The 23,043-nt window shown below is 36.1% G+C and carries 24 protein-coding genes and 1 pseudogene; 20 read left to right on the forward strand and 5 right to left on the reverse strand.

Annotated elements, in window-relative coordinates; all coding sequences use genetic code 11:
- Nucleotides 1-45 precede the first annotated feature (45 nt).
- From fdrA to ACQV2Q_RS07260, 8 genes are all read left to right on the forward strand, one after another.
- Complete coding sequence (gene fdrA, locus ACQV2Q_RS07225; RefSeq protein ID WP_428874213.1) at nucleotides 46-3,054, forward strand: acyl-CoA synthetase FdrA; 3,009 nt, start codon at nucleotides 46-48, stop codon at nucleotides 3,052-3,054.
- A complete protein-coding gene (locus tag ACQV2Q_RS07230) occupies nucleotides 3,047-3,979 on the forward strand; it encodes a DUF2877 domain-containing protein (RefSeq protein ID WP_428874214.1) in 933 nt (310 codons plus the stop codon). The genes fdrA and ACQV2Q_RS07230 overlap by 8 nt, the downstream gene beginning before the upstream one ends.
- Nucleotides 3,980-4,768, forward strand: coding sequence for a (S)-ureidoglycine aminohydrolase (gene allE, locus ACQV2Q_RS07235; protein WP_428874215.1), 789 nt, complete (start codon nucleotides 3,980-3,982; stop codon nucleotides 4,766-4,768).
- A gap of 9 nt (nucleotides 4,769-4,777) precedes the next feature.
- Entirely contained in the window at nucleotides 4,778-5,848 is a 1,071-nt protein-coding gene (gene allD, locus ACQV2Q_RS07240; RefSeq protein ID WP_428874216.1) for an ureidoglycolate dehydrogenase, read from the forward strand.
- Nucleotides 5,849-6,124: 276 nt separating this feature from the next.
- Complete coding sequence (locus ACQV2Q_RS07245; protein ID WP_428882386.1) at nucleotides 6,125-7,741, forward strand: PucR family transcriptional regulator; 1,617 nt, start codon at nucleotides 6,125-6,127, stop codon at nucleotides 7,739-7,741.
- Between the two features lie 170 nt (nucleotides 7,742-7,911).
- Nucleotides 7,912-8,169, forward strand: a complete 258-nt coding sequence (locus tag ACQV2Q_RS07250; protein WP_428874218.1) for a DUF5960 family protein — start codon at nucleotides 7,912-7,914, stop codon at nucleotides 8,167-8,169.
- Nucleotides 8,170-8,307: 138 nt separating this feature from the next.
- Nucleotides 8,308-9,141: a TspO/MBR family protein gene (locus tag ACQV2Q_RS07255; protein ID WP_428882387.1), complete on the forward strand. Its 834-nt coding sequence runs from the start codon at nucleotides 8,308-8,310 to the stop codon at nucleotides 9,139-9,141.
- A gap of 181 nt (nucleotides 9,142-9,322) precedes the next feature.
- The gene (locus ACQV2Q_RS07260) at nucleotides 9,323-9,538 is read left to right on the forward strand and encodes a DUF1722 domain-containing protein (protein WP_428882388.1); all 216 of its coding nucleotides are present in this window, start codon (nucleotides 9,323-9,325) and stop codon (nucleotides 9,536-9,538) included.
- A 150-nt stretch (nucleotides 9,539-9,688) separates the two neighbouring features.
- Here ACQV2Q_RS07260 and ACQV2Q_RS07265 read toward each other — a convergent pair whose 3' ends face one another.
- Entirely contained in the window at nucleotides 9,689-10,438 is a 750-nt protein-coding gene (locus ACQV2Q_RS07265) for a hypothetical protein (RefSeq protein WP_428874220.1), read from the reverse strand.
- Between the two features lie 185 nt (nucleotides 10,439-10,623).
- On the opposite strand from ACQV2Q_RS07265, the gene ACQV2Q_RS07270 reads away from it, so the two are divergent.
- The 7 genes from ACQV2Q_RS07270 (at nucleotide 10,624) to ACQV2Q_RS07300 (ending at nucleotide 15,275) form a co-directional block, all read left to right on the forward strand.
- On the forward strand, nucleotides 10,624-11,487 hold the full coding sequence (locus tag ACQV2Q_RS07270; RefSeq protein WP_428874222.1) for a GNAT family N-acetyltransferase: 864 nt from the start codon (nucleotides 10,624-10,626) through the stop codon (nucleotides 11,485-11,487).
- 220 nt (nucleotides 11,488-11,707) lie between these two features.
- Nucleotides 11,708-11,908, forward strand: a complete 201-nt coding sequence (locus tag ACQV2Q_RS07275) for a cold-shock protein (protein ID WP_428874223.1) — start codon at nucleotides 11,708-11,710, stop codon at nucleotides 11,906-11,908.
- A 108-nt stretch (nucleotides 11,909-12,016) separates the two neighbouring features.
- Nucleotides 12,017-12,403, forward strand: a complete 387-nt coding sequence (locus ACQV2Q_RS07280; RefSeq protein WP_428874224.1) for a GntR family transcriptional regulator — start codon at nucleotides 12,017-12,019, stop codon at nucleotides 12,401-12,403.
- The gene (locus ACQV2Q_RS07285) at nucleotides 12,390-13,238 is read left to right on the forward strand and encodes an ABC transporter ATP-binding protein (RefSeq protein ID WP_428875553.1); all 849 of its coding nucleotides are present in this window, start codon (nucleotides 12,390-12,392) and stop codon (nucleotides 13,236-13,238) included. Before ACQV2Q_RS07280 ends, ACQV2Q_RS07285 begins: the two co-directional genes overlap by 14 nt.
- Nucleotides 13,235-13,900 carry an ABC-2 transporter permease gene (locus ACQV2Q_RS07290; protein WP_428882389.1) on the forward strand — a complete coding sequence of 222 codons (666 nt, stop codon included), beginning with the start codon at nucleotides 13,235-13,237 and terminating at the stop codon, nucleotides 13,898-13,900. The genes ACQV2Q_RS07285 and ACQV2Q_RS07290 overlap by 4 nt, the downstream gene beginning before the upstream one ends.
- A gap of 164 nt (nucleotides 13,901-14,064) precedes the next feature.
- The gene (locus ACQV2Q_RS07295; protein ID WP_428882390.1) at nucleotides 14,065-14,721 is read left to right on the forward strand and encodes an ABC-2 transporter permease; all 657 of its coding nucleotides are present in this window, start codon (nucleotides 14,065-14,067) and stop codon (nucleotides 14,719-14,721) included.
- A 353-nt stretch (nucleotides 14,722-15,074) separates the two neighbouring features.
- Nucleotides 15,075-15,275 carry a cold-shock protein gene (locus ACQV2Q_RS07300; protein ID WP_428874223.1) on the forward strand — a complete coding sequence of 67 codons (201 nt, stop codon included), beginning with the start codon at nucleotides 15,075-15,077 and terminating at the stop codon, nucleotides 15,273-15,275.
- Between the two features lie 57 nt (nucleotides 15,276-15,332).
- Here the strand turns inward: ACQV2Q_RS07300 and ACQV2Q_RS07305 are convergent, their stop codons facing one another.
- The gene (locus ACQV2Q_RS07305; protein WP_428875559.1) at nucleotides 15,333-15,638 is read right to left on the reverse strand and encodes a DUF4298 domain-containing protein; all 306 of its coding nucleotides are present in this window, start codon (nucleotides 15,636-15,638) and stop codon (nucleotides 15,333-15,335) included.
- 138 nt (nucleotides 15,639-15,776) lie between these two features.
- Between ACQV2Q_RS07305 and pepI the strand changes: the two genes are divergently transcribed.
- The 3 genes and pseudogenes from pepI to ACQV2Q_RS07320 all read left to right on the forward strand — a co-directional run bounded on the left by pepI (nucleotide 15,777) and on the right by ACQV2Q_RS07320 (nucleotide 18,207).
- A complete protein-coding gene (pepI, locus tag ACQV2Q_RS07310) occupies nucleotides 15,777-16,658 on the forward strand; it encodes a proline iminopeptidase (RefSeq protein WP_428882391.1) in 882 nt (293 codons plus the stop codon).
- 240 nt (nucleotides 16,659-16,898) lie between these two features.
- Nucleotides 16,899-17,129, forward strand: coding sequence for a histidine phosphatase family protein (locus tag ACQV2Q_RS07315; RefSeq protein ID WP_428882392.1), 231 nt, complete (start codon nucleotides 16,899-16,901; stop codon nucleotides 17,127-17,129).
- Nucleotides 17,130-17,429: 300 nt separating this feature from the next.
- A pseudogene (locus ACQV2Q_RS07320) lies at nucleotides 17,430-18,207 on the forward strand (nucleoside phosphorylase).
- Between the two features lie 41 nt (nucleotides 18,208-18,248).
- On the opposite strand, the gene mnmH reads toward ACQV2Q_RS07320, so the two are convergent.
- The 3 genes from mnmH to ACQV2Q_RS07335 all read right to left on the reverse strand — a co-directional run bounded on the left by mnmH (nucleotide 18,249) and on the right by ACQV2Q_RS07335 (nucleotide 20,517).
- The gene (gene mnmH, locus ACQV2Q_RS07325) at nucleotides 18,249-19,274 is read right to left on the reverse strand and encodes a tRNA 2-selenouridine(34) synthase MnmH (RefSeq protein ID WP_428882393.1); all 1,026 of its coding nucleotides are present in this window, start codon (nucleotides 19,272-19,274) and stop codon (nucleotides 18,249-18,251) included.
- Between the two features lie 299 nt (nucleotides 19,275-19,573).
- Nucleotides 19,574-19,816, reverse strand: coding sequence for a hypothetical protein (locus ACQV2Q_RS07330; RefSeq protein ID WP_428882395.1), 243 nt, complete (start codon nucleotides 19,814-19,816; stop codon nucleotides 19,574-19,576).
- 71 nt (nucleotides 19,817-19,887) lie between these two features.
- Nucleotides 19,888-20,517, reverse strand: a complete 630-nt coding sequence (locus tag ACQV2Q_RS07335; protein WP_428875312.1) for a hypothetical protein — start codon at nucleotides 20,515-20,517, stop codon at nucleotides 19,888-19,890.
- A 677-nt stretch (nucleotides 20,518-21,194) separates the two neighbouring features.
- On the opposite strand from ACQV2Q_RS07335, the gene ACQV2Q_RS07340 reads away from it, so the two are divergent.
- Together ACQV2Q_RS07340 and ACQV2Q_RS07345 are read left to right on the forward strand one after the other, a co-directional pair.
- Nucleotides 21,195-22,118: a dihydroorotate oxidase gene (locus ACQV2Q_RS07340; RefSeq protein ID WP_428874263.1), complete on the forward strand. Its 924-nt coding sequence runs from the start codon at nucleotides 21,195-21,197 to the stop codon at nucleotides 22,116-22,118.
- A gap of 4 nt (nucleotides 22,119-22,122) precedes the next feature.
- Nucleotides 22,123-23,043, forward strand: coding sequence for an aspartate carbamoyltransferase catalytic subunit (locus ACQV2Q_RS07345; RefSeq protein WP_428874264.1), 921 nt, complete (start codon nucleotides 22,123-22,125; stop codon nucleotides 23,041-23,043).

A 23,043-nucleotide genomic window follows, 5' to 3' on the forward strand; every position in this document is an offset into this window, starting at 1 on the left:
ATATGAGGGAAAACGATATAATAGTAGACAAAGGGAGGGGTTTTCTTGTTATTCACAAAAATTCAAAAAGGTAATTATCAAGACTCTATTAACTTGATGCTTTTATCAGCAGAAATTAATAAAGTTGATGGTGTTACTCAAGCACAGGTTATGATGGCGACGGATGCAAATAAGGATATCTTTAAAGGGGCCGGTTTATCTACTCCTGAATTAGAATCTGCCGGTGCTAATGATTTGGCAATTGTAGTTGAAACAGAAGATCAAGCAGTTTTTGACAAAGTTTTAGAAGAAATCGATCATTTTCTGGCAGACCTAACGGTTAAGAAAGAATCTGATAATAAGGTAGATGTTGATAACTGGGAGGAAGCAATGGAAGCTTTACCAGATGCTAATTTAGCCTTAGTATCTATTCCAGGAGAGTATGCAGCCTATGAGATAGAAAAGGCGCTTGATAATAATTTACATGTTTTCTCATTCTCAGATAACGTTTCAATGGAAGATGAAGTGAGACTAAAAGAGAAGGCGCATGAAAAAGGACTCTTATTCATGGGGCCTGATTGTGGGACAGGAATCATTTCGAGTATTCCAATGGCCTTTACCAATGTTGTGAAACCAGGAAATATTGGCGTGGTTGGAGCTTCAGGGACAGGCATTCAAGAAGTCACAACTATTATTGATCGTTTAGGTGGTGGAGTAGTTCACGCTATTGGTACTGGTGGTAGAGACTTGAAGGAAGCAGTTGGCGCACGTACCATGATTGACGCCATTATCGCTTTAGAAAAGCACCCATTGACAGATGTCATCTGTGTTATTTCTAAACCACCTGCAAAAGAAGTAAGGGATCAAGTTGTTAAAGTATTACAATCCCTATCCAAGCCTGTAGTAGCCATTTTCTTAGGTGAAAAACCAACCGAACATATTGGTAATGTAGCTTTAGCTTATACATTAGAAGAAGCAGCTAGAATAGCAATAGACTTAGCTAATGGTGAAGAAGTCAAAGCTAAATATGTGGACGGGTTAGATAACCAAATCCAATCTCAATTAAAAGACAAAACAGTAAAAGGTCTCTACTCAGGTGGAACATTAGCAAATGAAGCAGCTATGCTAATTGCAGATGCTTTAGAACTAGGAGATATTCAAAACGAAGAAGGTTACATCTTAAATACGCACGGTTTCCAAGTGATGGACTTAGGAGACGATGTTTATACACAAGGTAAACCACATCCAATGATTGACCCAAGTATTCGAATTGAAAAGTTAGAAGAAGCTTTTGCAGATGAAAAGACAGGTGTTATTTTATTAGATGTTGTCTTAGGATATGGTTCACACCCAGATATGGCTAATGCTCTGATTCCTACTATTCAAGAAAATCTCTCAAAATTGGCTGATAGTGAACGTGAAGTTTATGTTGTTGCGACTGTAACGGGAACACCAAACGATCCTCAAGATTACGATAAGGCTGTAGCCAACTTAAAAGAAGCGGGCGTTTATGTTGAAACAACTAACGCAAAAGCGATTCGTTTAGCTTTAGAATTGATGGGCGTTCACTATCAATTTGCTGCTAAAGAACATGTGGCTTATACAGGCGAAAAGATCGAATTACCTAGTCCAAGTGAACACGTTCAAGAATTAGTGATGACTTCTCCACGTGTTATAAATATTGGTATCGAAAGTTTTGTGGATCCAATTATTAAGTTTGGAGGCAAAGCTATTCAATACAACTGGCGACCAAAAGCAGGTGGCAATAAGAAATTAATCAAGATCTTAAATGAACTAGAAAAACATGCAGAGGCTATTGATGAAGCCAACCAGAAAGTAATTGGTCGTATGCGAGATTCGCAACCTTACTTAATCGATGTGAAATATGCTAAAGAGGTTATCCCAGAATTAAATACGGATAAAAAAGTTGTTTTACATGCTGGACCACCAGTGAAATATGAAAACATGACGGGTCCAATGCAAGGTTCAGTTATTGGAGCGATGCTATTTGAAGGCTGGGCTTCCAATCATGAAGAAGCACAACAACAAATTGATGCTGGAGAAATCACCTTCATGCCTTGTCACCATGTGGGCGCAGTAGGCCCTATGGGCGGAATTACTACTGCTAATTTCCCTGTCTTTATCGTTGAAAATAAAGCAGACGGTACCACTGGTTACTGTATTATGAACGAAGGGATCGGAACGGTATTACGTTTCGGAGCCAACAATGAGGAAGTTATTACTCGTCTTGAATGGATGCGTGATGTATTAGGGCCTGTATTAGGACAAGCGTTACGTCAAATTGAAGGTGGTATTAATGTCAATGTTATGATTGCTAAAGCCATTACCATGGGTGATGAATTCCACCAAAGAAATATTGCGGCTTCCCTTGTATTCCTAAAAGAAATTGCTCCAATCATTACATCCTTAGATATTGATGCTAAACAAAAGCAGGAAGTGATTCAATTCTTAGCGGATACCGACCAGTTCTTCCTCAATATTGCGATGGCTACTGGCAAAGCGATTGTTGACTACGCACGTAAGATTCAAGAAGGCTGTATTGTTACCACTATGGCACGTAATGGTGAAAACTTTGGTGTTCGTATTGCAGCCATGGGTGACCAATGGTTTACTGCACCTGTTAATACGCCGAAGGGTCTATATTTCACTGGTTATAGTGAAGAAGACGGTAGTAAGGATATCGGAGACTCTGCAATTACAGAGACTATCGGTTTAGGTGGTTCAGCCATTGTAGCGGCCCCTGGAGTGACACGCTTTATCGGTGCAGGTGGTTTTGAAGACGCAGTTCGCATTTCCAATGAACAAGCAAAAATAGTCAGCGCACAAAACCCTAACTGGTCTATTCCAACTTGGGATTTCCGTGGAGCTAACTTAGGAATCGATATTCGTAAAGTTGTTGAAACAGGAATTGAACCAATTATTAATACTGGTATTGCACATAAGAAAGCAGGTGTCGGTCAAGTAGGTGCTGGAACGGTTACTGCTCCGATTGCTTGCTTTGAAAAAGCTTTAGTAGCTTTTGCGGAATCATTAGGAATTAAGGTGGATGAATAAGCTAGTAGCGGATAAAACAGCCCTATTGATCTCGACTTATCTTTTCCCCTTAGAAGATCAAATATATTGGGTCGACTCTGTCTTTGAACATGGGATTAATTTAGTCACAAGAAAGACAGAGGGTTCACAACAACTGATTTATCTTTCAGCAGTTAATCAAGAAAAGGCTTCTGTAATAGGCGTTCAGTTAGAAAACAAGCAAGTGTTTAATCAGTTGATGCGCTGTCTGAAGCCGGGTGAACAAATTCGACAGCGTAACCATTCATGGATTGTCTATACGCGCCCTTTACCCCTAAAAATTGATCTAGTCGACTATCAAAGATATTCTTGTTGTTTACCCGCTTATTCTTTAAAGCTAACCGTTAAAGATTTAAAACAGCTTATTGATAGCCTGAGAAAAGCCAAAGTTTATCAGCAATCGGCTTTTAATAAGTTAGCTACACTGCAAAATTACTATCAAAACAAATTGCTTGGCGATCTACAAAATGATTTATTGACTGATCCAGCTAAAATGTCAGATTTAGTCCAATTTCTTTTTGGTAAAGGGCTTGGACTAACTCCTTCGGGAGATGACTTTTTACAAGGAATGCTAGTTATGGAACAGAGTCTCTTAAGTCGCCGAGGTCCAATTGCTTCGTTTGAACAAACCTGTGTAATATTATCTAATCTCATCCAGCAAGCGCTGAAAGTAAAAGCAACAACTAAAGTTAGTCAAGCCTATTATCATGCTGCTTTAGCAAGACAAGTCAATCCGATATGGCTGAAATTGATTGAGGCGATAGAGAATCAAGCAACTGATCAGTTAAGTCAATCAATTCGTGCAATCCAATCGTATGGGCACACTTCAGGTAATGATATGCTCTTGGGAGCACAATTTTACTTACAACTAATACTAAAAAACAAACTTTTAAAAGGAGAGGTTTAAATGGGATATAAAAACAATAAAACAGGTTATAGAGATGGTTTATTAGAAAGTCGTGCTGTGGTTGAGAAAGACTTATATGCAATTTTACCGCATGATGGTTTAGTGAATAATCAGATTCCAGGATTTGAAAATGTTTTGATTTCAATTTTAGGCTCACCTGCTCTTGGCGCTAGCTTTAATGATTATATTGCAGAGTTCCAAGAAGGCGGTAAGAACGAACGTGGTTTTGGTGGAGAAGGGCTTGAAACATTTGCTTATGTTATCTCAGGTAAATTAAAAGTAAGTGATGGTAAAGAAGAACACCTATTAACAGATGGTGGCTACGCTTTCTTCCCAGTAGATCAATTAATGTATCTAGAAAATGCTCAAAAAGAGATAACAGAAGTTTTCTTGTACCAACGACGTTATGATGCTATTGAAGGTCATGAAGCGCATAAAGTGGTGGGTAATAAAGCTGATTTACAACCAATTGAGTATGAAGGTATGAAAGACGTCCTCTTATGGAACTTCTTGCCAACAGATGATTTTGGCTTTGATATGAATATTCATATTCTTGAATTCCAACCAGGAGCTAGTCATGGATATATCGAAACCCACTATCAAGAACATGGTGCTTATCTACTTTCTGGTCAAGGAATGTATAACCTTGATAATAAGTGGTTCCCGGTCGAAAAAGGTGACTACATCTTTATGGGAAGATATTCTTTACAATGCGCTTATGCTGTTGGACGTGACGAACCTTTATCTTATGTTTATTCTAAAGATGCTAACCGCAACCCTAAACTATAGGAGGATAAAATGACAGATAAAAATGAAACAGTAAAAATTCAAGCCAGTCGTCTACAAGACTTAATAAAAAAGAAGTTAATGGCAGCAGGACTACCAGAAGATTCGGCTTTAGAAACGGCTAAACACTTAACTTATGCTGATTTATCTGATATTCATTCTCACGGAGCTGTTCGTGTTGCATATTATGCTGAACGCATTGCCAAGGGGGGCGTGACCAAAGAACCGAAGATTACTTATACAAAAACAGGTCCTGCGACAGCTACTTTTGATGGTGACAATGGTCAAGGACATTATATTGCTAATCTTGCTTTAGAAAAAGTCATCGAATTAGTAAAAGAAAATGGAATTGCCATGGTAGGAGTCACCCATGTTAGTCATACAGGTATGTTAGCTTACTATGTTGAGAAGTTGGCAGAAGCTGGTTATGTTAGCCTGTCGATGACACAATCTGATCCTATGGTAGTGCCTTTTGGAGGGTCTGAAAATTATTTTGGAACCAATCCGATTGCTTTTGGTGCACCTCGCAAGGAGGGTCGTCCAATCTTCTTTGATATGGCAACCACTGTTCAAGCTTGGGGCAAAGTCTTGGATGCGCGTTCAAAGGGCGAGTCAATTCCGGATACCTGGGCAGTTGATGCTGAAGGTAATTCGACCACCGATCCACATAAAGTAGCAGGTCTTTTACCAATTGCGGGTCCCAAGGGATATGGTTTAATGATGATTGTTGATATTCTTTCGGGTATGCTCTTTGGCTTACCTTTTGGTAAGAGTGTCTCTTCAATGTATAATGATTTAGACAAGGGCAGAGACTTAGGACACGTTTATATCGCGGTCGACCCAGCACGCTTTACTAGCTTGGATCAATTTACTTCCAATATTGAACAGATGGTAGAGGAGTTGCATGCTATCAAACCAGCTGATGGCTTCGATCAGGTCTACTATCCTGGAGAATTAGCGGTTTTAAGCACAGAACGTAATCTTGAAAAAGGGATTGATATTCCAAAACATATTATCGATTACCTTGAGTCAGATACTGTTCATTTTAATCAGTATGGTAATAAAGGCGCTTTTGCTGAATAAACCACATAAGCTTAGAAAAAACAAGATAATTAATAAATTTAAAAATAGTCTAACAATCTATCAATTGCTAGACTATTTTTTATATTGAAGAAAGTGATAAGCGTCAAGTCTTTTAAAAAAGGAAGATGAAAATCAGTTATAAAATTGCTTAAGCAAGAAATTGTTATTTTGGTTAGTCTCAGTCTAAGTTGTTTTATATCCTATAAAAGATGGCTTGTAAAAGTAGGAAGGAATTAAATCTCTTGGTATAATGAGTTTACTAAGGAGATGGTTTGTGTGGTATCCGTAGAAAAATTATTAACAATCGACTACCTCTCGGAGATTAAATTATTAACAGATAGAAAAACAATTGAACACCAAGAAGTTAGTAACGTCGAAATAACTGAAACACCCGATGTTGAGTTTTATATCAGTCCGGAGACGTTAATTCTTACAACCGGAATGATTTTTAAAGATGATCAGTTGCAGATGATTCCCTTTATCGATTCATTAATTCGTGCTAAAGGAGTAGGTTTAGCCATTAAATCAGGACGTTTTCTTAATGGAGAACTCCATCCCAAAGTGATTGATTATGCCAATCAGCGCAACTTTCCTATTATTAATATACCTGATAAATATCCACTCGGACGCTTACTCCATCAAATTTCAAATTATATCTGGAATCAACGAAAAGAAGAAATTGAGTTTGCGCTAAGTATTCAAAAGCAATTCTCAGACCTTTTACTTAACAATACTTCCATTGATAAAGTAATCAATGAATTCAGTAAAATCATTAAATGTCCGATTATTCTCTTGAGCCCAATAAAAAAAGTGGTGAGTTATTCGCATCATTTCACTAAAAAACCACTTCTTATTCAATCGTTGCAGGAGCAGTTTCAAAAGCGATTTAAACAAAAACAAGTCCCTAATGATTATTTTAAAATGAAAGATGAAAATGACCAGACACTTCTAATCTCTGCCAGCAGTGTCTTTGTATTTAAATACTTTCCCCATTACTTGCTCATATTAAACCCAGAGAATATGACCTACCCCATATCTGCCTTTACGATTGATCAAGCCAAATTAGTTCTTTCCTATATTCTTTATAAAACGGAAAAAGTTTTTTCCAGCTATTTACACACTTCCTCTAGTTTTATGTTAGAGACTATGGGAGGAGATACCTTAAATAAAGGGATTCTTTATAAAACGATTGAAGAAATTAAATATGTTGACTCCAACTATTACTTGGCTGTTGAAGTAAATGTTTCAAGTGCACTGGAACCTAAATTAAAAACAGTTAAACTCTATGAAAAATATGCGTTAATTTTAGATTTTCTAAAAATTTATGGTCAAGAATATTTTAAGGATATGTTTTTATTTCAAACAGACGTTAATGCCCATCTCTATCTAATCTTACAAAATCATGTCGGTAATCTGGATGAGAAATTAATGCAGTGTCATGATGATTTGTTAAAACTGGTTAATATTGACATGATTTTTAGCGTCGGCGAATCAGTCAGTTCAATTGATCAAGTATCCAGGTCGATTGACCAAGCATCCTTAGCATTTAAAGCTCGATTGACAGATTATAATAAAGAGACTATTAGCTATTATAACAATTCGGGAGTTCAACATCTTTTTCACGATATCGACAGTAAAGATATTAATTATTTTTGCGAATCAGTACTAAAAGAGTTAGCGTATCCTCAAACAAATAATTTAAAAGAATTACGTGAAACCCTTAAGGTATACTTAGATAATCAGTGTGAGACAACGTTAACTGCCAATATACTATTTGTTCATCGAAATACCGTCAAATATCGTATTGAGAAATGTCAAGAATTATTAGGAGTTGATGTTACCGACCCAAGAGCGTCCTTAAACATTAGAATAGCCTTAATGCTTAGCGTCTAGCTTATCAGTCATATGCAGATCAGTTTGAGCAAACTCTTATGGCTCATCGCTGGAGTTAAGAGAGTTTGCTATTTTATTGCAAAGGACTTTAATAAAGATAAAAAATGCTAAAAGTTAAAACCTCTTGAAAAAAACGAACGTACGTTCTATAATGTTGAAGAGGTGATTCGATGTTGAAGGAAGAACAAGCGCTGGAAATTAATTTTTTTGATTTGGCCTATCGACAATTAGAAGAAGATTATATGAGATATTCAGCTGTAGGTTTGCCTCTTTATTGTGTAATCGACAGCATTATTAAGATGATGCAAAGAGATGAGATAACATTTTTTATCTTACCTCGAGCAAAAAGTTTAGACGGCAAAAATCATTGTTTTTATTTTCGTGTAGTTGATAAGTTCTATGAATATCGTGGCTGTGATTTGTTTTAAAATTTATTTAATGGACAAACATGCAGAATATATTATTAATAAGTAAAGATGTTATAATCAAAATGGAAACGTTTTTTTGAATTGAGTTGAGGGGTACCTAAAGGTCGTTAGTTTAAAATGTAAAAAGGAATGATAAATATGTTAGAACAAACAAAGAGTCAAGCTGTTAATAGAACAAATTTTTGGATAATAGCTGATTTCATCTCTTTTTTTCTTACCATATTTGTCAATTATTTGGGGGGATCAGGTTTAATTAATGATATGAGCCAGCAAGAAGTATCTGCTAAATATACAACACTGATTACTCCCGCTGGTTTTGCTTTTAGTATATGGGGTGTGATTTACACCTTAGTGTTAATCACGCTGACTTATTTAGCCTTTAAGCGTGATGATAAAAAAATTATGCATACTATTTCACTGATTTCTCCTTTATTTATCGTTTCCTGTCTTTTTAATATGGGTTGGATCTTTAGTTTTTCATACGAATTGATAGGTCTTTCTGTTGTGATGATTTTTATATTACTCTTAGCATTAATGAAACTGATTGAAAAAATTAATTATAATAGTAAAAACATTTCTTATAATTTACCAGCTTACGCTTTTACACTCTATGCTGCTTGGGTTTTAATCGCAACTTTTTTAAACATCTCTATTTTCTTAGTCAAAATAGGCTGGGATGGCTTTGGTATCTCAGATTCAGTGTGGTCATTGGTGGTTATTATTATTGCCATTGTTTTCGTTGTAGGCTATGTCTTTATGTATAAGAATGCTTTCTTTCCTATCTCAATAGCTTGGGCTTTCTATGGCATTTATAGTAATTATGAAGAAGGTGTACATAGTCCGGAATTAGTAACAAGTATTAAAGCAGTCTTGTTAGCTGGTTTAGCTATCTTAGTAGTATCGGCTATCTATCGGTTTGTTAGGAATAAAAATAGCATCTTCCCAAAGGATGTAAACAGCCAAAATCAATGAGTAGAAAGGGAACAAATATGGTGGGTCAAAATTTCAAAAAAAGAAAGTCAATCTCTTTGGAGAAGAAATAAGTATTTAGTTCTTTCTAAATTACAAAATATTTACTTAGAGATTAAAGAGCACCTTAAAAATGATCATGTTGACCTCGAATATGTTCGTGGAAAAAAGATATTGCCGAAAAATGCCAGAAAACCAAAAGCAAAGCGTAAATGCCTTGCTTCATGGATGGGCTTATTTTGAAAAACAAGCCAATCAGCAGGAAAAAGATGATTTTTTAAGCAGCTTAGAGGTCTATCCACAAGGAAAAATCGAACCAAATGATGTCATTAAATATATCAACCATTTACTTGAGCGATACACCAATTCTTATTTGCAGGCATCGACTTTACTAAAATAAAAGCGAATTTAAATAAATTTCCAATTAGAGTCTTCTACTTATTTAATTTAAGTTTTTAACTTGGATTGAAAGGTGAAAGGCTCTTTTTATTAGAAAAAACCTTCCAAAAGGAAGGTCAAAATTAATTAGAGTTAATTTGAAGGTTGATATCTACCAAATGCGATAAGCTATAGCAAAATCCATTTGGCCAATAGCTTTATCCCAACGACAAGTCATAAAGGCAGCCATGTCATCGCCATTTCCGTAATAGGCAAGGAAGGGAATAGAATCTTCATTATAGAAATAGTTATATTGGAAGTCGGTTTGAATGGGAATGATTGCTGTGATTTCATAGCCTTTGGATATTCCGTCCTTATCTGTAACAATAAATTCATTACCCGGTTCAAAATAATTGTTGCTAGCAAAGGGAGCAAAAGCTCCTGTATTAATATGGTCATAATAATGGCCAAAAAAGGTACGGATACCATTCATTCCAACTTGAGGAACACCATCTATCCCTAATACATCATTCACTTGGTCAAAGTCATCTTTACTGCCTGTATTATCTTCTAAAGGAATATATTCGACGACGATCCCATTTGATTCGATGGTATTGGGGTTTTTTCCTAAAACTTTTCCCTCGGTATGCATAACGTCTAAATAGTTTTTTGGAATGATGGCTTCTTGATTTTGATAGTCTTTGTTCTTCTTATCATACTTTGTGACTTTTGAATTGCCATCCTTGATTAATTGTTCGGTCATCGCCCCTGCTTTAGCAGTTTCTTTTTTTTCTAGTTTCAAACTGGATTGAATTTTTGCAGGAATTCTCTCTTTTTCTTTATTTTCAGCACTGGCCTCAAGGGTTACTGTCATAATTCCTAATGTTAAACAGAGGACTTTAATAAAAAATTTATTCTTCATAGTGACCACCTCTCAAATGATTTGTTATTTATAATATGCTATACAAGTTATCAAATAGCAACAACTTTCACTTTAATGTAATATAGAAGAAAGATTGATATATAAATCTATAGCATTAAATCAGATTATTCAGCTTAAAATTATCAAGCAATAAATTTAATTCTTAGCTAAAAAGGGTGTGTAAGATGAATATTCATTATCAAAGTAAACAAAATCTATCTAATAACGACATACAAGCAGCAAAAGATCTTTTAACACACAAACATCAAGTGGATCGAACCTTTTCTGATCCGTATCTATTTAATCGATACAATTTTGATCGATCAATGCCTAGTTTTTTTACGGCCTATAAAGATCGGAAAATGATAGGTTTATTAGCAGTTTATGCCGATGATGCTGAAGCGGAACTTTCAATAATTGTCGATCCAAACTATCGACGCAAGGGCATAGCATCTAAACTTTACGAAAACTTTCAATCAGAAACTGCTTCTTATGGAATTAAATCTCTTACTTTTAAAACGGAACGCATATTTATAGATGAAAATCCAAAATTTTTAGTCTCTTTAAACTTATTGTTAACAGATGAGGAAGTATTAATGGCTTATGGGACAAGTCCTTACTTAGTTGAAGAACGTTTTGATATTAAAGTTCTGATTGCTTCTGAGGAACATGTAGAGGAAATTGCTCGCTTTCAATCCGAAAGCTTTGAGGATGATTATGAGCTGAGCCTACGATATGCTAGAGAAACAGTAGCAAACCAAGAAAGCCCCATCTATGTAGCCCTATGCCAAGGGTATGTAGTTGCATCCATTTCTGCTGACCAAAGCTCAGATGTCAATTATTTATTTGGTGTTGCAGTGGACCCAAATTTTCAAGGGCAGGGAATTGCCACTTACCTAATGAAGCAAACAATTAATGATTTGATTCAATCAAATCATAAGCCTTTCCACTTAACAGTTGAAGCAGATAACCAAACTGCATTTAATCTTTATAAAAAGTTAGGGTTTAAGGAAATCACTCGTATTGTCCACTTAGAACTTAAAAAATAGAACATTTAGTACAGCCACTTGACTTTCTAGCTCTTAATTTATGAAAGCATCATTTACTTTCAAATAAAGTTTGACAGATCAATAATTTTGGACTATACTAGGTAAGTAGTAAAGAAATAAGTTAATTAAGTCATTTCCATTCAACAAATGTAAATCTTCTTTTTAATTATTTAGTTATTGCAATACAAAGTGCTTAAGACGCACACAGGAGGATTTATATATGAATACAGGTACAGTAAAATGGTTTAATGCCGATAAAGGTTTTGGTTTCATCGAAGGACAAGATGGGAAAGATGTTTTTGCACATTTCTCAGCTATTTCTGGAGACGGCTTCAAAACATTAGATGAAGGCCAAGCAGTGTCTTACGATATTGTTTCAGGCGATCGTGGCGACCAAGCCGCAAACATCGTAAAACTTTAATATAATTTAAACCCACCAGCTTTGCTGGTGGTTTTTTTGTGTTTTTTTATAAAAGGATTGACAAGTGTTATATACTGTTATACACTGTTTATGAAAGGGGCAAAATGCATGCAAATAATTATCGATAATACAAGTATGACTCCTCTTTATGAACAAATTGTAGACCAGATAACTGCAATGATTCTAGCAGGAGAAATACCGACTGCAAGTGCGCTTCCTTCCGTGAGATCCCTTTCTAAGGAATTGAAGATCAGTGCGCTAACGGTCAAAAAAGCTTATGACCAATTGGAGAGAGAAGGGTTTATTGAGACAATTCATGGTAAAGGCTCCTATGTTTTAGAAGCCAATCAAGAACTTTTACGTAATGAACAGTTGATGCAAGTGGAAGCTATAATGGCTCAAGCAATTGAGAAAGCACAACTTTTTCACTTAAGTAAAGATGAAATGCAGTCCATATTTGATTTATTAATGGGGGATTGGGATGTTAAAAGTTAATCATTTAAAGAAAAATTACGGTTCTTTTCAGCTCGATTGCAGTTTGCAAGTTAAAGAAGGAATGGTAACTGGCTTTTTGGGTAGGAACGGATCTGGCAAGACAACGACGATTAAGGCGATTCTTGGTTTGATCTTTCCTGATCAAGGGGAAGTTGAACTTTTTGGGCGTCCGGTTAATCAGTTATCTGGTCATGACAAGGAGAAGTTGGGGGTCGTTTTGTCGGATTCCAATTTTAGTCGAGTGATGAATTGTAAAGATGTTTTAGCTATCTTAAAGCGTAGCTATCGAAACTTTGATGAGGCCATGTTTAGACATTTTGTAGACCAGCAAGGCTTAACGTGGGATAAAAAGTTTGAAAAATTTTCGACAGGTATGCAGGCAAAAATGAAAGTAATTACGGCCATTTCGCATAAAGCTCAATTTTTAATAATGGATGAGCCGACCTCAGGGTTGGATGTAGTGGCGCGTGAAGAAATATTAGATATTTTGCGTGAATACTTAGACGAGTCTCCGCAAACGAGCATTTTAATTTCTTCCCATATTGCCACAGATTTGGAAGGGATTTGCGATGATTTCTACCTTATCGATCAAGGTAAAATAGTTATGTACGAGGAAATGGATCAACTTTTATCTAGCTATGGTATTTTAAAGCTTCGTCAAGAAGAACTGGATCAGATCGATCAATCGCATATCATTAAGATTGATCAGACAAATTATGGTTATTGCTGCTTAACCAATCAAAGACAGTTTTATTTGGAAAATTATCCACAAGTAATTATCGAAAAAGCTTCGGTGGATGATTTAATTAAATTAATGGTAGGTGGTCGCAAATGAAAGGATTGCTTTATAAAGATTGGCTACTAATTCGTAAGATGGGTTTGCAATTTCTGATACCAGTAGTGGTAGGAATCATTGTGCTTTATAGTGGGGACGATAAATTATTTTTTATGACTTACACCTCGATGGTAGGTCTATTCTCCATTATTTCGACTATTTCTTACGATGAGTATGATAATGGCATGCCCATGCTTTTATCGCTACCGTATACACGGCAAGACTATGTGCGTTCAAAATATTTGTTTGCAGTTATAACCATCGTTACTTTATTGATTTTTGAAGTGGGCTTAATCACCAGTATGGCTACCTTCAAAAATATTGAAGAATTTTCTTTTACTGACAACTTTCTTGAAATATTGAGTACTTTAGTGGTATCTTCTGCTATGTGTTGGATTTTGCTTCCCATTTATTTAAAATATGGTGTTAAAAAAGCAATGATTGCCATGATGGTAGTAGGTGGCTTATTATTTGGAGGAATAATGGGAGTTCTTTATCTTATTAAGGAGTTTAAGTTAATTTCATTGGATCAAATACAGTTCTTGCAAAATTTCTTAGCAAATGATTGGAATGTTTTCTTTTTATTTATACTAGTGATAGCAGGAATGATGGGCATATCCTATTATATAAGTAACAGAATTATGCAAAAGCGGGAGTATTAAATTGTGAAGGCAAGTATAGAAATGTCATTGATCAAGATTAAACGTTCACTTAAGTCATTCATATTAAAATTCAGCTTAGAAAATCAATGCCCCTTTTCGATGTTCTCCACGAATAAATAATCAGTGTAAAGCGATGTAAAATTAATAAAAGGAGGTGGTGGCTTATGAAAGGTTTGCTATATAAAGATTGGCTATTAATTCGCAAGACCAAGTTACATATTTTTTTACCAATAATAATGATTTTCATTATCTTGTATATTAAATCTGGTGACCTGGCTTTGATAAGTGTTACTTCAGTTTCAATCTTATCTTTGATACTGTCACCCATGACTTATGATGAGAGGGAAAATGGGATGCCAATGCTTTTGACCCTACCATATTCGCGCGAAGATTACGTATATTCAAAATACTTTTCCTTAATCATAGGGTTAATAGGTTTATTAGTTTTTGAAGTTTATTTGACTTCACTCGTCGCTTATTTTCAAAGTCCACAAACTTTCAATTTTATAGACAATCTTTTGACGATACTAATGATTTTGGCTGTTAGCTCAATCCTGGTTTTGATACTGTTACCTATTCAATTAAAATTTGGCTCAGAAGGGACACTATTAATAATCTTTAGCTTTTTAGTCCTTTGTATTGTTGGAGTGGTTCTCTTTTTATTCAGTGAAAAGATAATTTCAACAGATTTATACAGGATTTTGAAAAACTTCTTTTCAAATAAATGGAGCCAACTCTTTACTTCCATACTAGTCATGAGTTTTACTTATTTTGCTTCCTTAATTATAAGTATGAAGATTATGAGAAGACGTGACTATTAAATGAACAAGGGAGTAAAATTCGACAATCATTTAAGTGTTTTCAGCTGAAACATTTTATCGAGTAATAATATATAGGATGTTAAAGCAGCTATTTAATAATTCGTATCATTTCAATTGGCTTACAGCCGCTTGACTTCCCAGCTAATTATATATGAAAGCATCATTTACGTTTAACAAAAGCATCATTTACTTTCAAATAAAATTTGACAGATCACTATTTATGAACTATACTAGGTGAGTAATAAAGAAATAAGTTAATTAAGTCATTTCCATTCAACAAATGTAAATCTTCTTTTTAATTATTTAGTTATTGCAATACAAAGTGCTTAAGACGCACACAGGAGGATTTATATATGAATACAGGTACAGTAAAATGGTTTAATGCCGATAAAGGTTTTGGTTTCATCGAAGGACAAGATGGGAAAGATGTTTTTGCACATTTCTCAGCTATTTCTGGAGACGGCTTCAAAACATTAGATGAAGGCCAAGCAGTGTCTTACGATATTGTTTCAGGCGATCGTGGCGACCAAGCTGCAAATATTGTAAAACTATAATATAATTTAGACCCACCAGCTTTGTTGGTGGGCTTTTTTTGTTTGTGCTTTAAGAGTTTAATAAATTTTAAAAATCTCCGTACTGATTTCTAACATTTGAAGCGCGCATTGTCTGAGATTTCCCAATGTTTCATAAGCATAATCTTCGCCGAGAATAGCTCGTGTAGAATCACTCGGTAACAATTCTCTTTTTTCCATTTCAAGATGCTCATACCATTCTTGACTACCATAATAATCGATGAGTTTTGCTATTTTTTCGATTTGGCCTTGGAACGCATCGAGTTGTTCCATTAATTGATTAACAGATTGGTCAACGGCTAAATAGTTTGTTTCCATTTCGATAAAATGCTCAATCTTATCCATTTTATATCCCCCTAAACGAATTATTATTATTATTTTATCATCATTTATTAACCTTGCGCTAAAAAGAGTGAAACGAAAGTGGCAGGGACAGTTTATTTAGGTAATAATAGAAAGAGAACAATAAAAGGAGGCAAGATTATGAAGATTATTGAAGGAAAGATGCCTTTCAAAGGGCATGAAACCTATTACCGCGTTGTAAATCAAGCAGGTAGCAAACCCCCTCTACTCTTACTCCATGGGGGGCCGGGATCTACTCACAATTACTTGGAAGTTTTAGACCCACTTGCTGAATTGGATGATCGCCCATTGGTTATGTATGATCAAATTGGTTGTGGTTTATCGATGGTTGAAGGGCATCCTGAATTATTTACCGCACAGGTATGGAAAGAAGAATTAATTGCTTTAAGAAATTATTTAAAATTAGACCAAGTTCATATTTTAGGACAATCTTGGGGTGGGATGCTGCAGCAAATATATCAGATTGAAGAACAACCAGAGGGGATAAAATCTTATATCTTTTCATCAACGCTTTCATCCGCCAAGCTTTGGCGCCAAGAAGGGATGCGCCGAGTGAATCTAATGCCAGAAGTCTATCGTCAAGCGATATTAATGACTGAAGAAAGCGGCAATTACCAATCACCGGAATACCTTGAAGCACTTAATGTCTTTATGGAAAGATATTGTTGTGGTCCAGTCACTGAAGATTCACCTGCTTGCCTAAAAAGAGAAAAGGCAGCTGGTTCAGAAGCTTATCTAGTGGGTTGGGGGCCTAATGAATTTACGCCGACTGGGACTTTGTCTGGCTTTGAATATACGGAGCACTTAAGGGAAATCGTACAACCATCCTTAGTGATCAGTGGGGCTATGGATCTTTCTTCTCCATACATTGCTAAAACTTTGTATGATAATCTACCCAATGCTGAATGGGAGTTGTTCCAGTATAGTCGACATATGTGTTACATTGATGAAACGGAAAAATACATTAATGTCTTAATGAATTGGTTAAATCGAAAGGATTAATGAAATCTGAGGAGGTTCTATTTAATTAGACATTCAATGCGAGACCTTACTGTTAAAAACGGATAAGTGCCTTTAACGGTTGAAGAAAAAATTGATTGAGGAGTTGGCAATTTTTTGAAGATAAAGAAATCAGTGCTATTTATGCGAGTCCATATCTTCATGTCAAACAAACCATTGAACCTACAGCTGAACGATTAAATTTAAAATTTATTTAGCAGAAAGATTTACGAGAGCGTAGGATTGGGGAAGGGGGAAGAGTTTTCTACAATTGCGCAAAACCAATGGGATAATTTTAATTATAAGTTGTCGAATAGTGAGTCATTACATGAAGTATCTCATCGAGTCGTATCTTGTTTTAAGGAAATAACAGAGCAATCACAAGCTAGTATCATTGTTGCTAGTAATGGCACAGCTTTGTCCGTACTAATGAATGTTTTGACAAAAAACAGTTTGCTTATCAAGATTTCTTAAGTATGAAACAACTGCGAGTTTATGAATTAAAACATTCTCAAAGACAAGTTGAAGAGTGGGAAAAATTAAAATTCATTAGTTCGAGAAGCGGACTATTTTACTGGACATCGCATTTTTAATGAAGGAGTGACCCTCAAGTTCAGATATTAATCAACGTATCTTAAGGCATTATTGATGGATCATGTAAGAATCATGAAAGGTAGTAATTATTATCTTCCCTCACTAAGCATAATAAAAATTGTCTTTCTCTTGTTAACAACTAGAGTATTTAGTAGGATAGAAAAAAATGAGAGGAAGGATATGAATAGCCACTTACCTTTACATGAATGGGATCATAATCCCCAAGCCATTATTAACCCTAAAGAAGTCACAGAGAAAGTAGTAAATTTTCCAGACACAGTAGTTTCTTGCTTTTCCTGCTTAACTTTCCAAAGAATGATCAGTGATTATCCACATGAAGCGATTGCTTCCACTTCTACTGCTCAGGGCGAGATTCCTATTTATCAGCTACAAATTGGAAAACAAACGATTGCTGCTTTCAATTCTCAAGTAGGAAGTCCGGCTTGTGTAGGCGTCCTGGAGCACCTATGGGCAATGGGGATGAAACGTCTCGTTTTATTTGGAACCTGTGGTGTGCTAGACCCTAGTATTGAAGAGTTATCAATTATTATTCCAAATCGAGCGGTGCGAGATGAAGGAACCTCTTTCCACTATCTTAAACCAAGCTATGAATTAGATGTAAATAAAAGGAGCTTAGAAGATTTTCAATCATACCTCAATCAAAAAGGGGTTTCATCGCGTATTGGTAAGGCCTGGACAACGGATGCTATTTTCAGAGAAACAATTGATCGGTATAAAAAACGAAAAGAGCAAGGCTGTATCTGTGTCGATATGGAATGTTCAGCCGTAGCCGCCTGGGCTCAATTGCGATCAGTTGAAGTGTGTCACTTCTTTTATGCTGCCGATCATTTGAGTGAAGAAGCTTGGGACAGCCCGTTCTTTATCCGATCATCTTGCCTTAGATTCTAAGGCTTTCATTGCTCAAATAGCAATTGAGTTTGCTTTAATATGGAAGTAGACTAAAACAAAAGCAGCGACAAAAAGGTCGCTGCTTTTTCACTATAAAACGTCGTAAAGGTCGATTAAAGCACGTGCAGTATCCAGCGAAGAATAATTAATGATCTGATATTCAAAATTTTTATTTTTAAGTGTGTAGTGTTGATCATAGTATGAAAGGATGAGATCTTTAATGACGGATGCATAGTCACCTTGATTAAGGGATTCTATATGCATAGCCTTGCGTTGCGGGTTCATCTTATCCATTCTGTTCAAGCTTTCTTTAATCTCTGCTAAATTTTTTTGATCAGAAGCATTAATATATTCATCTTCGATTCGTTCAATTCGTAAATCTATTGGTGAATCAATGTAGACTTGATGGGGGGATTGTTTATATGCTTGATAAAGGGTGTGGGGGGTGTGCACCTTACCAATGCTAGCACTTTCTCCTTCGATAAAAACAATGCCTGGTTGGAATGATTCAAGTTTGTTAATTAGGGCTGCCTCGTAATTAGCTTGGCTAGGTTGTTGACCCAATCCAATCTGACCAAAATGCGACCCTCTATGATTCGCTAAACCTTCTAAGTCTAATACTTGGCCACCCATTGCTTCGATGTATTTTAAAATCAAGGTTTTGCCCGTTCCAGTCATACCGTCTAAAGATACGAATTGAAAGTGATGAGGTAGTACTTCGAGTTGAGCTAATACACGTTGGCGATAAGCTTGGTACCCTCCAGCTAATTGATAGACAGTCAAACCGAGTCCATCTAATAAACCAACAATTGAAGAAGAGCGAAAGCCACCACTTTTACAATAGAAAATTAATGTATGGCCATGACTAGCTGTTATAATATGTTGAAAAAAGGTCGGTAAAATACCACTCATAAAATTAATACCAACTTGTTTAGCCTGGTCAATCTGTCCTTGGCTATAAAGTGTTCCAACCTCATGGCGGGTTGAATCATCCATAACAGGAAGATTGATAGCATTTGGAAGGTGGCCTTGAGCAAATTCCTTAGGACTTCTGACATCTATCCAAAGTGGGTTTAATAAAGATTTTGATTGTTGATAAGAAATTAAATATTTCAAAAGATCACCTTCCTTTAGTTACTAAATAAATAAGTTCAATATTAAATTTTACATCTAATCACTATAAAATGAAAGATTAGATTATTTTTCTTGAAGAAAGACTGTCAACCCCAAGCGATTATGTCCCGAAATTTGATTAATTTGGGTACAAGTAAGAATTGATCGAAAGTCCTACCGGGCTTTGCTTGGTTGCCTCTTCTTGTCTTCATTTTATATCAATACGGTTGATAGGAAGCTGCTTTCTACGGATGAGACAGAGGTGGGATAGAAGGTTTAGCTTGTTCAATTATCGCTTGCTCTTATAGATTTTCACTGACCGACTTATGCCGATGAATTTCTTCCAATGCATAGAGTTGATCTTTGTAAGAGGCAAACAATTCTTGTTTACGGCTTTCAATCACCAACACTTTTGTCTTTTTATTCAAATAGACGGGCTTAGCTTGCTGATCAATGAGACGATAACGATGCTTTTGATACTGAATGGCATGCTTAGCTTGAATACGACACCAATTAAAGCGTGCGAGAATAGGATCTAAATTCATACCCTTAGCTAGTCTTTCAAAGGCGGTTATGCTAGGCTTAATTGAGAGGGCAATTTGATTATTAAACGTCTCTAAATGGATGGGAGATAGCAATTGGCTTCTTGAATGGTTTGGATATTTGCAAGCTTCATCTCATTGAAAAGACGGTCTTGAAACATACCGAAGAGTCGCTCAATAGGTCCTTTGGTTTGCAGAATTGAAGTGGAACTTAATTGAATACCATGCGTCTGACACGCATATCCAAATTGAGTGGAGGCCTTTTGTTCGATAGCTTCGGACAAAGAGGCCTCTTTGCGTTGTGTCCCTCTTTGATCAAAAATCGATCGATTATCTGTCAAAATTTCATAAGGTATGCCATATTTTGTAAGAAATTGTTGAGTAACTTCAGAATAGCCATTGAGGGTTTCTTGCGTATCAAACGAAGCTCCAACACCCCTTCCCATCGCGTCATCAATAGTAGTGTGAAGATGATAATAGGAAGTATCTCCTTCAAACCACTGGTGTTGTGAAGCATCCATTTGAAGGGGATCGCCAGCATATTTTTTACGTGGACATACCAGGTGAGCCTTTTCAGGAGAAAGAGTAATTACCGTTTGAGAGAGCGCCTTATCCCGTTGAGAGAGTGTTCCTTTGGCTTCAATTTTTTGTTCGAGAGCTTGTCTTGGCTGACGACGTGTTTGTCTTCGCGCTTTAGGAGACACTGTCTGATGTTTTCATGATATTTGGAAGAGTCGATTCGAAAATTTGAATCTGTTCACACGCCTTTAATTTTTCACAGAAGTGTTTAAAATTGAACCCTTCATAGACAGTTTGGTACAAATGGATAATCTTTTTTCAATTGTTTGACTTATTTTATTAATTGGGGAGTGATTAACATTTCCATGTTGAAAGCCTAATTTAACATAGGTTTTATAGACAGTTAATCGTCGTTTATTGAGCGACGCGATAAACCGAGCTCCACTTGGTCTTTGGCTTTTGATTTTCGGCCCTGTGCAACCGATTGAATGACAGCATATTTTCTTTGCTCGAACATTGTTAATCAAACTTTCATCTAACTACCCCTGAAAAAAGTATAACTCAGAAATGGGACATTTTGATTTGTGTTCTCTTGAGACATTATCATTTACGTTTAACAAAGAGTCGATTATTTTTAATAAAGTCTTGATTTTTTTGAATGGTCGGGCTATAATAAGGAAAAATTTTATTAGTCTTTAACCGTGTACGAGATACATGAAAGATTTATTTGAATAGTTCATTGGAGAAACTCTCTCTAATGGGATATCCTTTTATGTGCGCAAGAGGTCAGTAACGGTTTTTCGTTACTGACCTCTTTTTTGGTTAAAACTAAGCGAATTCAACTTATGAAAGGAAGTATGAAATGACGCTTACGACCCAAATTGCCAATCAACATTTTAAATCCTGTTTAATGAATGCCGCCGGGGTTCATTGCCAAACAAGAGAAGAGCTAAATGAAATTTTAGACTCTCAAGCTGCTACTTTTGTTACCAAAACAGCTACTAGTCAAGCGAGAAAGGGTAATCCTGAGCCACGCTATGTGGGGAATCTTCACGGTTCAATCAATTCGATGGGCTTACCGAATTTAGGTATTGATTATTATCTAGACTATCTTTCTGAGTTAGATCGTTCAGATCTTTTCTTGTCGGTAACGGGCCTTTCTAAAGAGGAAATCTACCAAGTTTTGCATAAAGTACAAGATGCTTCATTCAATGGCTTGATCGAATTAAACCTGTCCTGCCCAAATGTAGTCGGCAAACCCCAGACAGCCTATGATTTTGAACTCATGCACGAGATTTTGACAGAAGTGTTTAGTTTTGTAAACAAACCACTAGGAGTAAAATTACCTCCTTATTTTGATCTGGTTCACTTTGATCAAGTGGCCGCAATCTTGAATCAATTTCCGCTTTCTTTTGTCAATTCAGTCAATTCAATTGGTAATGGTTTGTGGATTCAAGATCAAACTGTTGCAATCAAACCAAAGCAAGGCTTTGGAGGGATTGGAGGAGCCGCAATTAAAGCAACGGCTCTGGCTAATGTACATGCCTTCTACCAGCGTCTAAATGACTCCATAGCCATTATTGGGACAGGGGGCGTTGCAAGTGGGCGTGATGCTTTTGAACACATTCTTTGTGGAGCTTCAATGGTTCAAGTAGGAACAGCTTTGATGGAAGAAGGACCACAAATTTTTGAGCGATTGAATCAAGAATTAAAGGCTGAAATGACATCTTATGGCTATCAAAAAATAGAAGATTACCGCGGTAAATTACAGTACATGGAGGGATAAAATAATGAGTAATCACAACTTAGTTTTTAAGCATTTTGAATCAACCAAGAAACTAAATTCAGGTATGGTAATGAAACTAATTCATCGAGCCATCGAATTTAAAAACCTTGATCGCTCACTATTACCACAGTATCCAGGACACTTTGTTTGTAATGTTTTTTTGGAAAATTCGACAAGAACGCACCTTTCTTTTGAAATGGCTGAGAAAAAGTTAGGTATGCCGGTTATTGCTTTTGATGCTAAAACATCTTCACTTTCCAAAGGAGAAACCCTCTTAGACACTTTAATTACACTTGAATCTTTAGGGGTAGATACAGTTGTGGTACGTACTCGCGAAGAAAATTACTTCGAGCCGTTGATGAAATCACCGCACTTGAATTTGTCAATTATTAATGGTGGGGATGGGGCCTCTCAGCATCCTACACAGTGTATGCTCGACTTGATGACCATTTATGAAAAATTCCAACGTTTTATTGGTTTGAAAATAGCAATCGTAGGAGACCTCAGTCACTCTCGTGTTGCTCATTCTAACGCTGAAATTTTATCTCGTTTAGGAGCTGAACTATATTTTTCAGGACCAGAAGAGTGGTATGATGAAACCTTTGATCATTTCGGAAGCTATCTACCCATTGATGAATTGATCGGAGAAGTCGATGTCTTAATGCTCTTAAGAGTTCAATTAGAACGCCATGACCAGCCAGATAGTTTCGAAGCGGAAACCTATCATCGTTTATACGGTTTAAATACCGAAAGAGCCAGTCGCATGCAAGACCATGCAATTATTATGCACCCTGCACCGGTCAATCGAGGGGTAGAAATTGCTGATGAATTAGTCATGTCAGAAAGATCTGTAATAGCTGAACAAATGAAAAATGGTGTATTTATGCGTATGTCAATTATTGAAGCAGTTATGAACGGAAAGTAG

The organism is Facklamia sp. P12950, assembly GCF_050409465.1.
GTDB lineage: Bacteria > Bacillota > Bacilli > Lactobacillales > Aerococcaceae > Facklamia.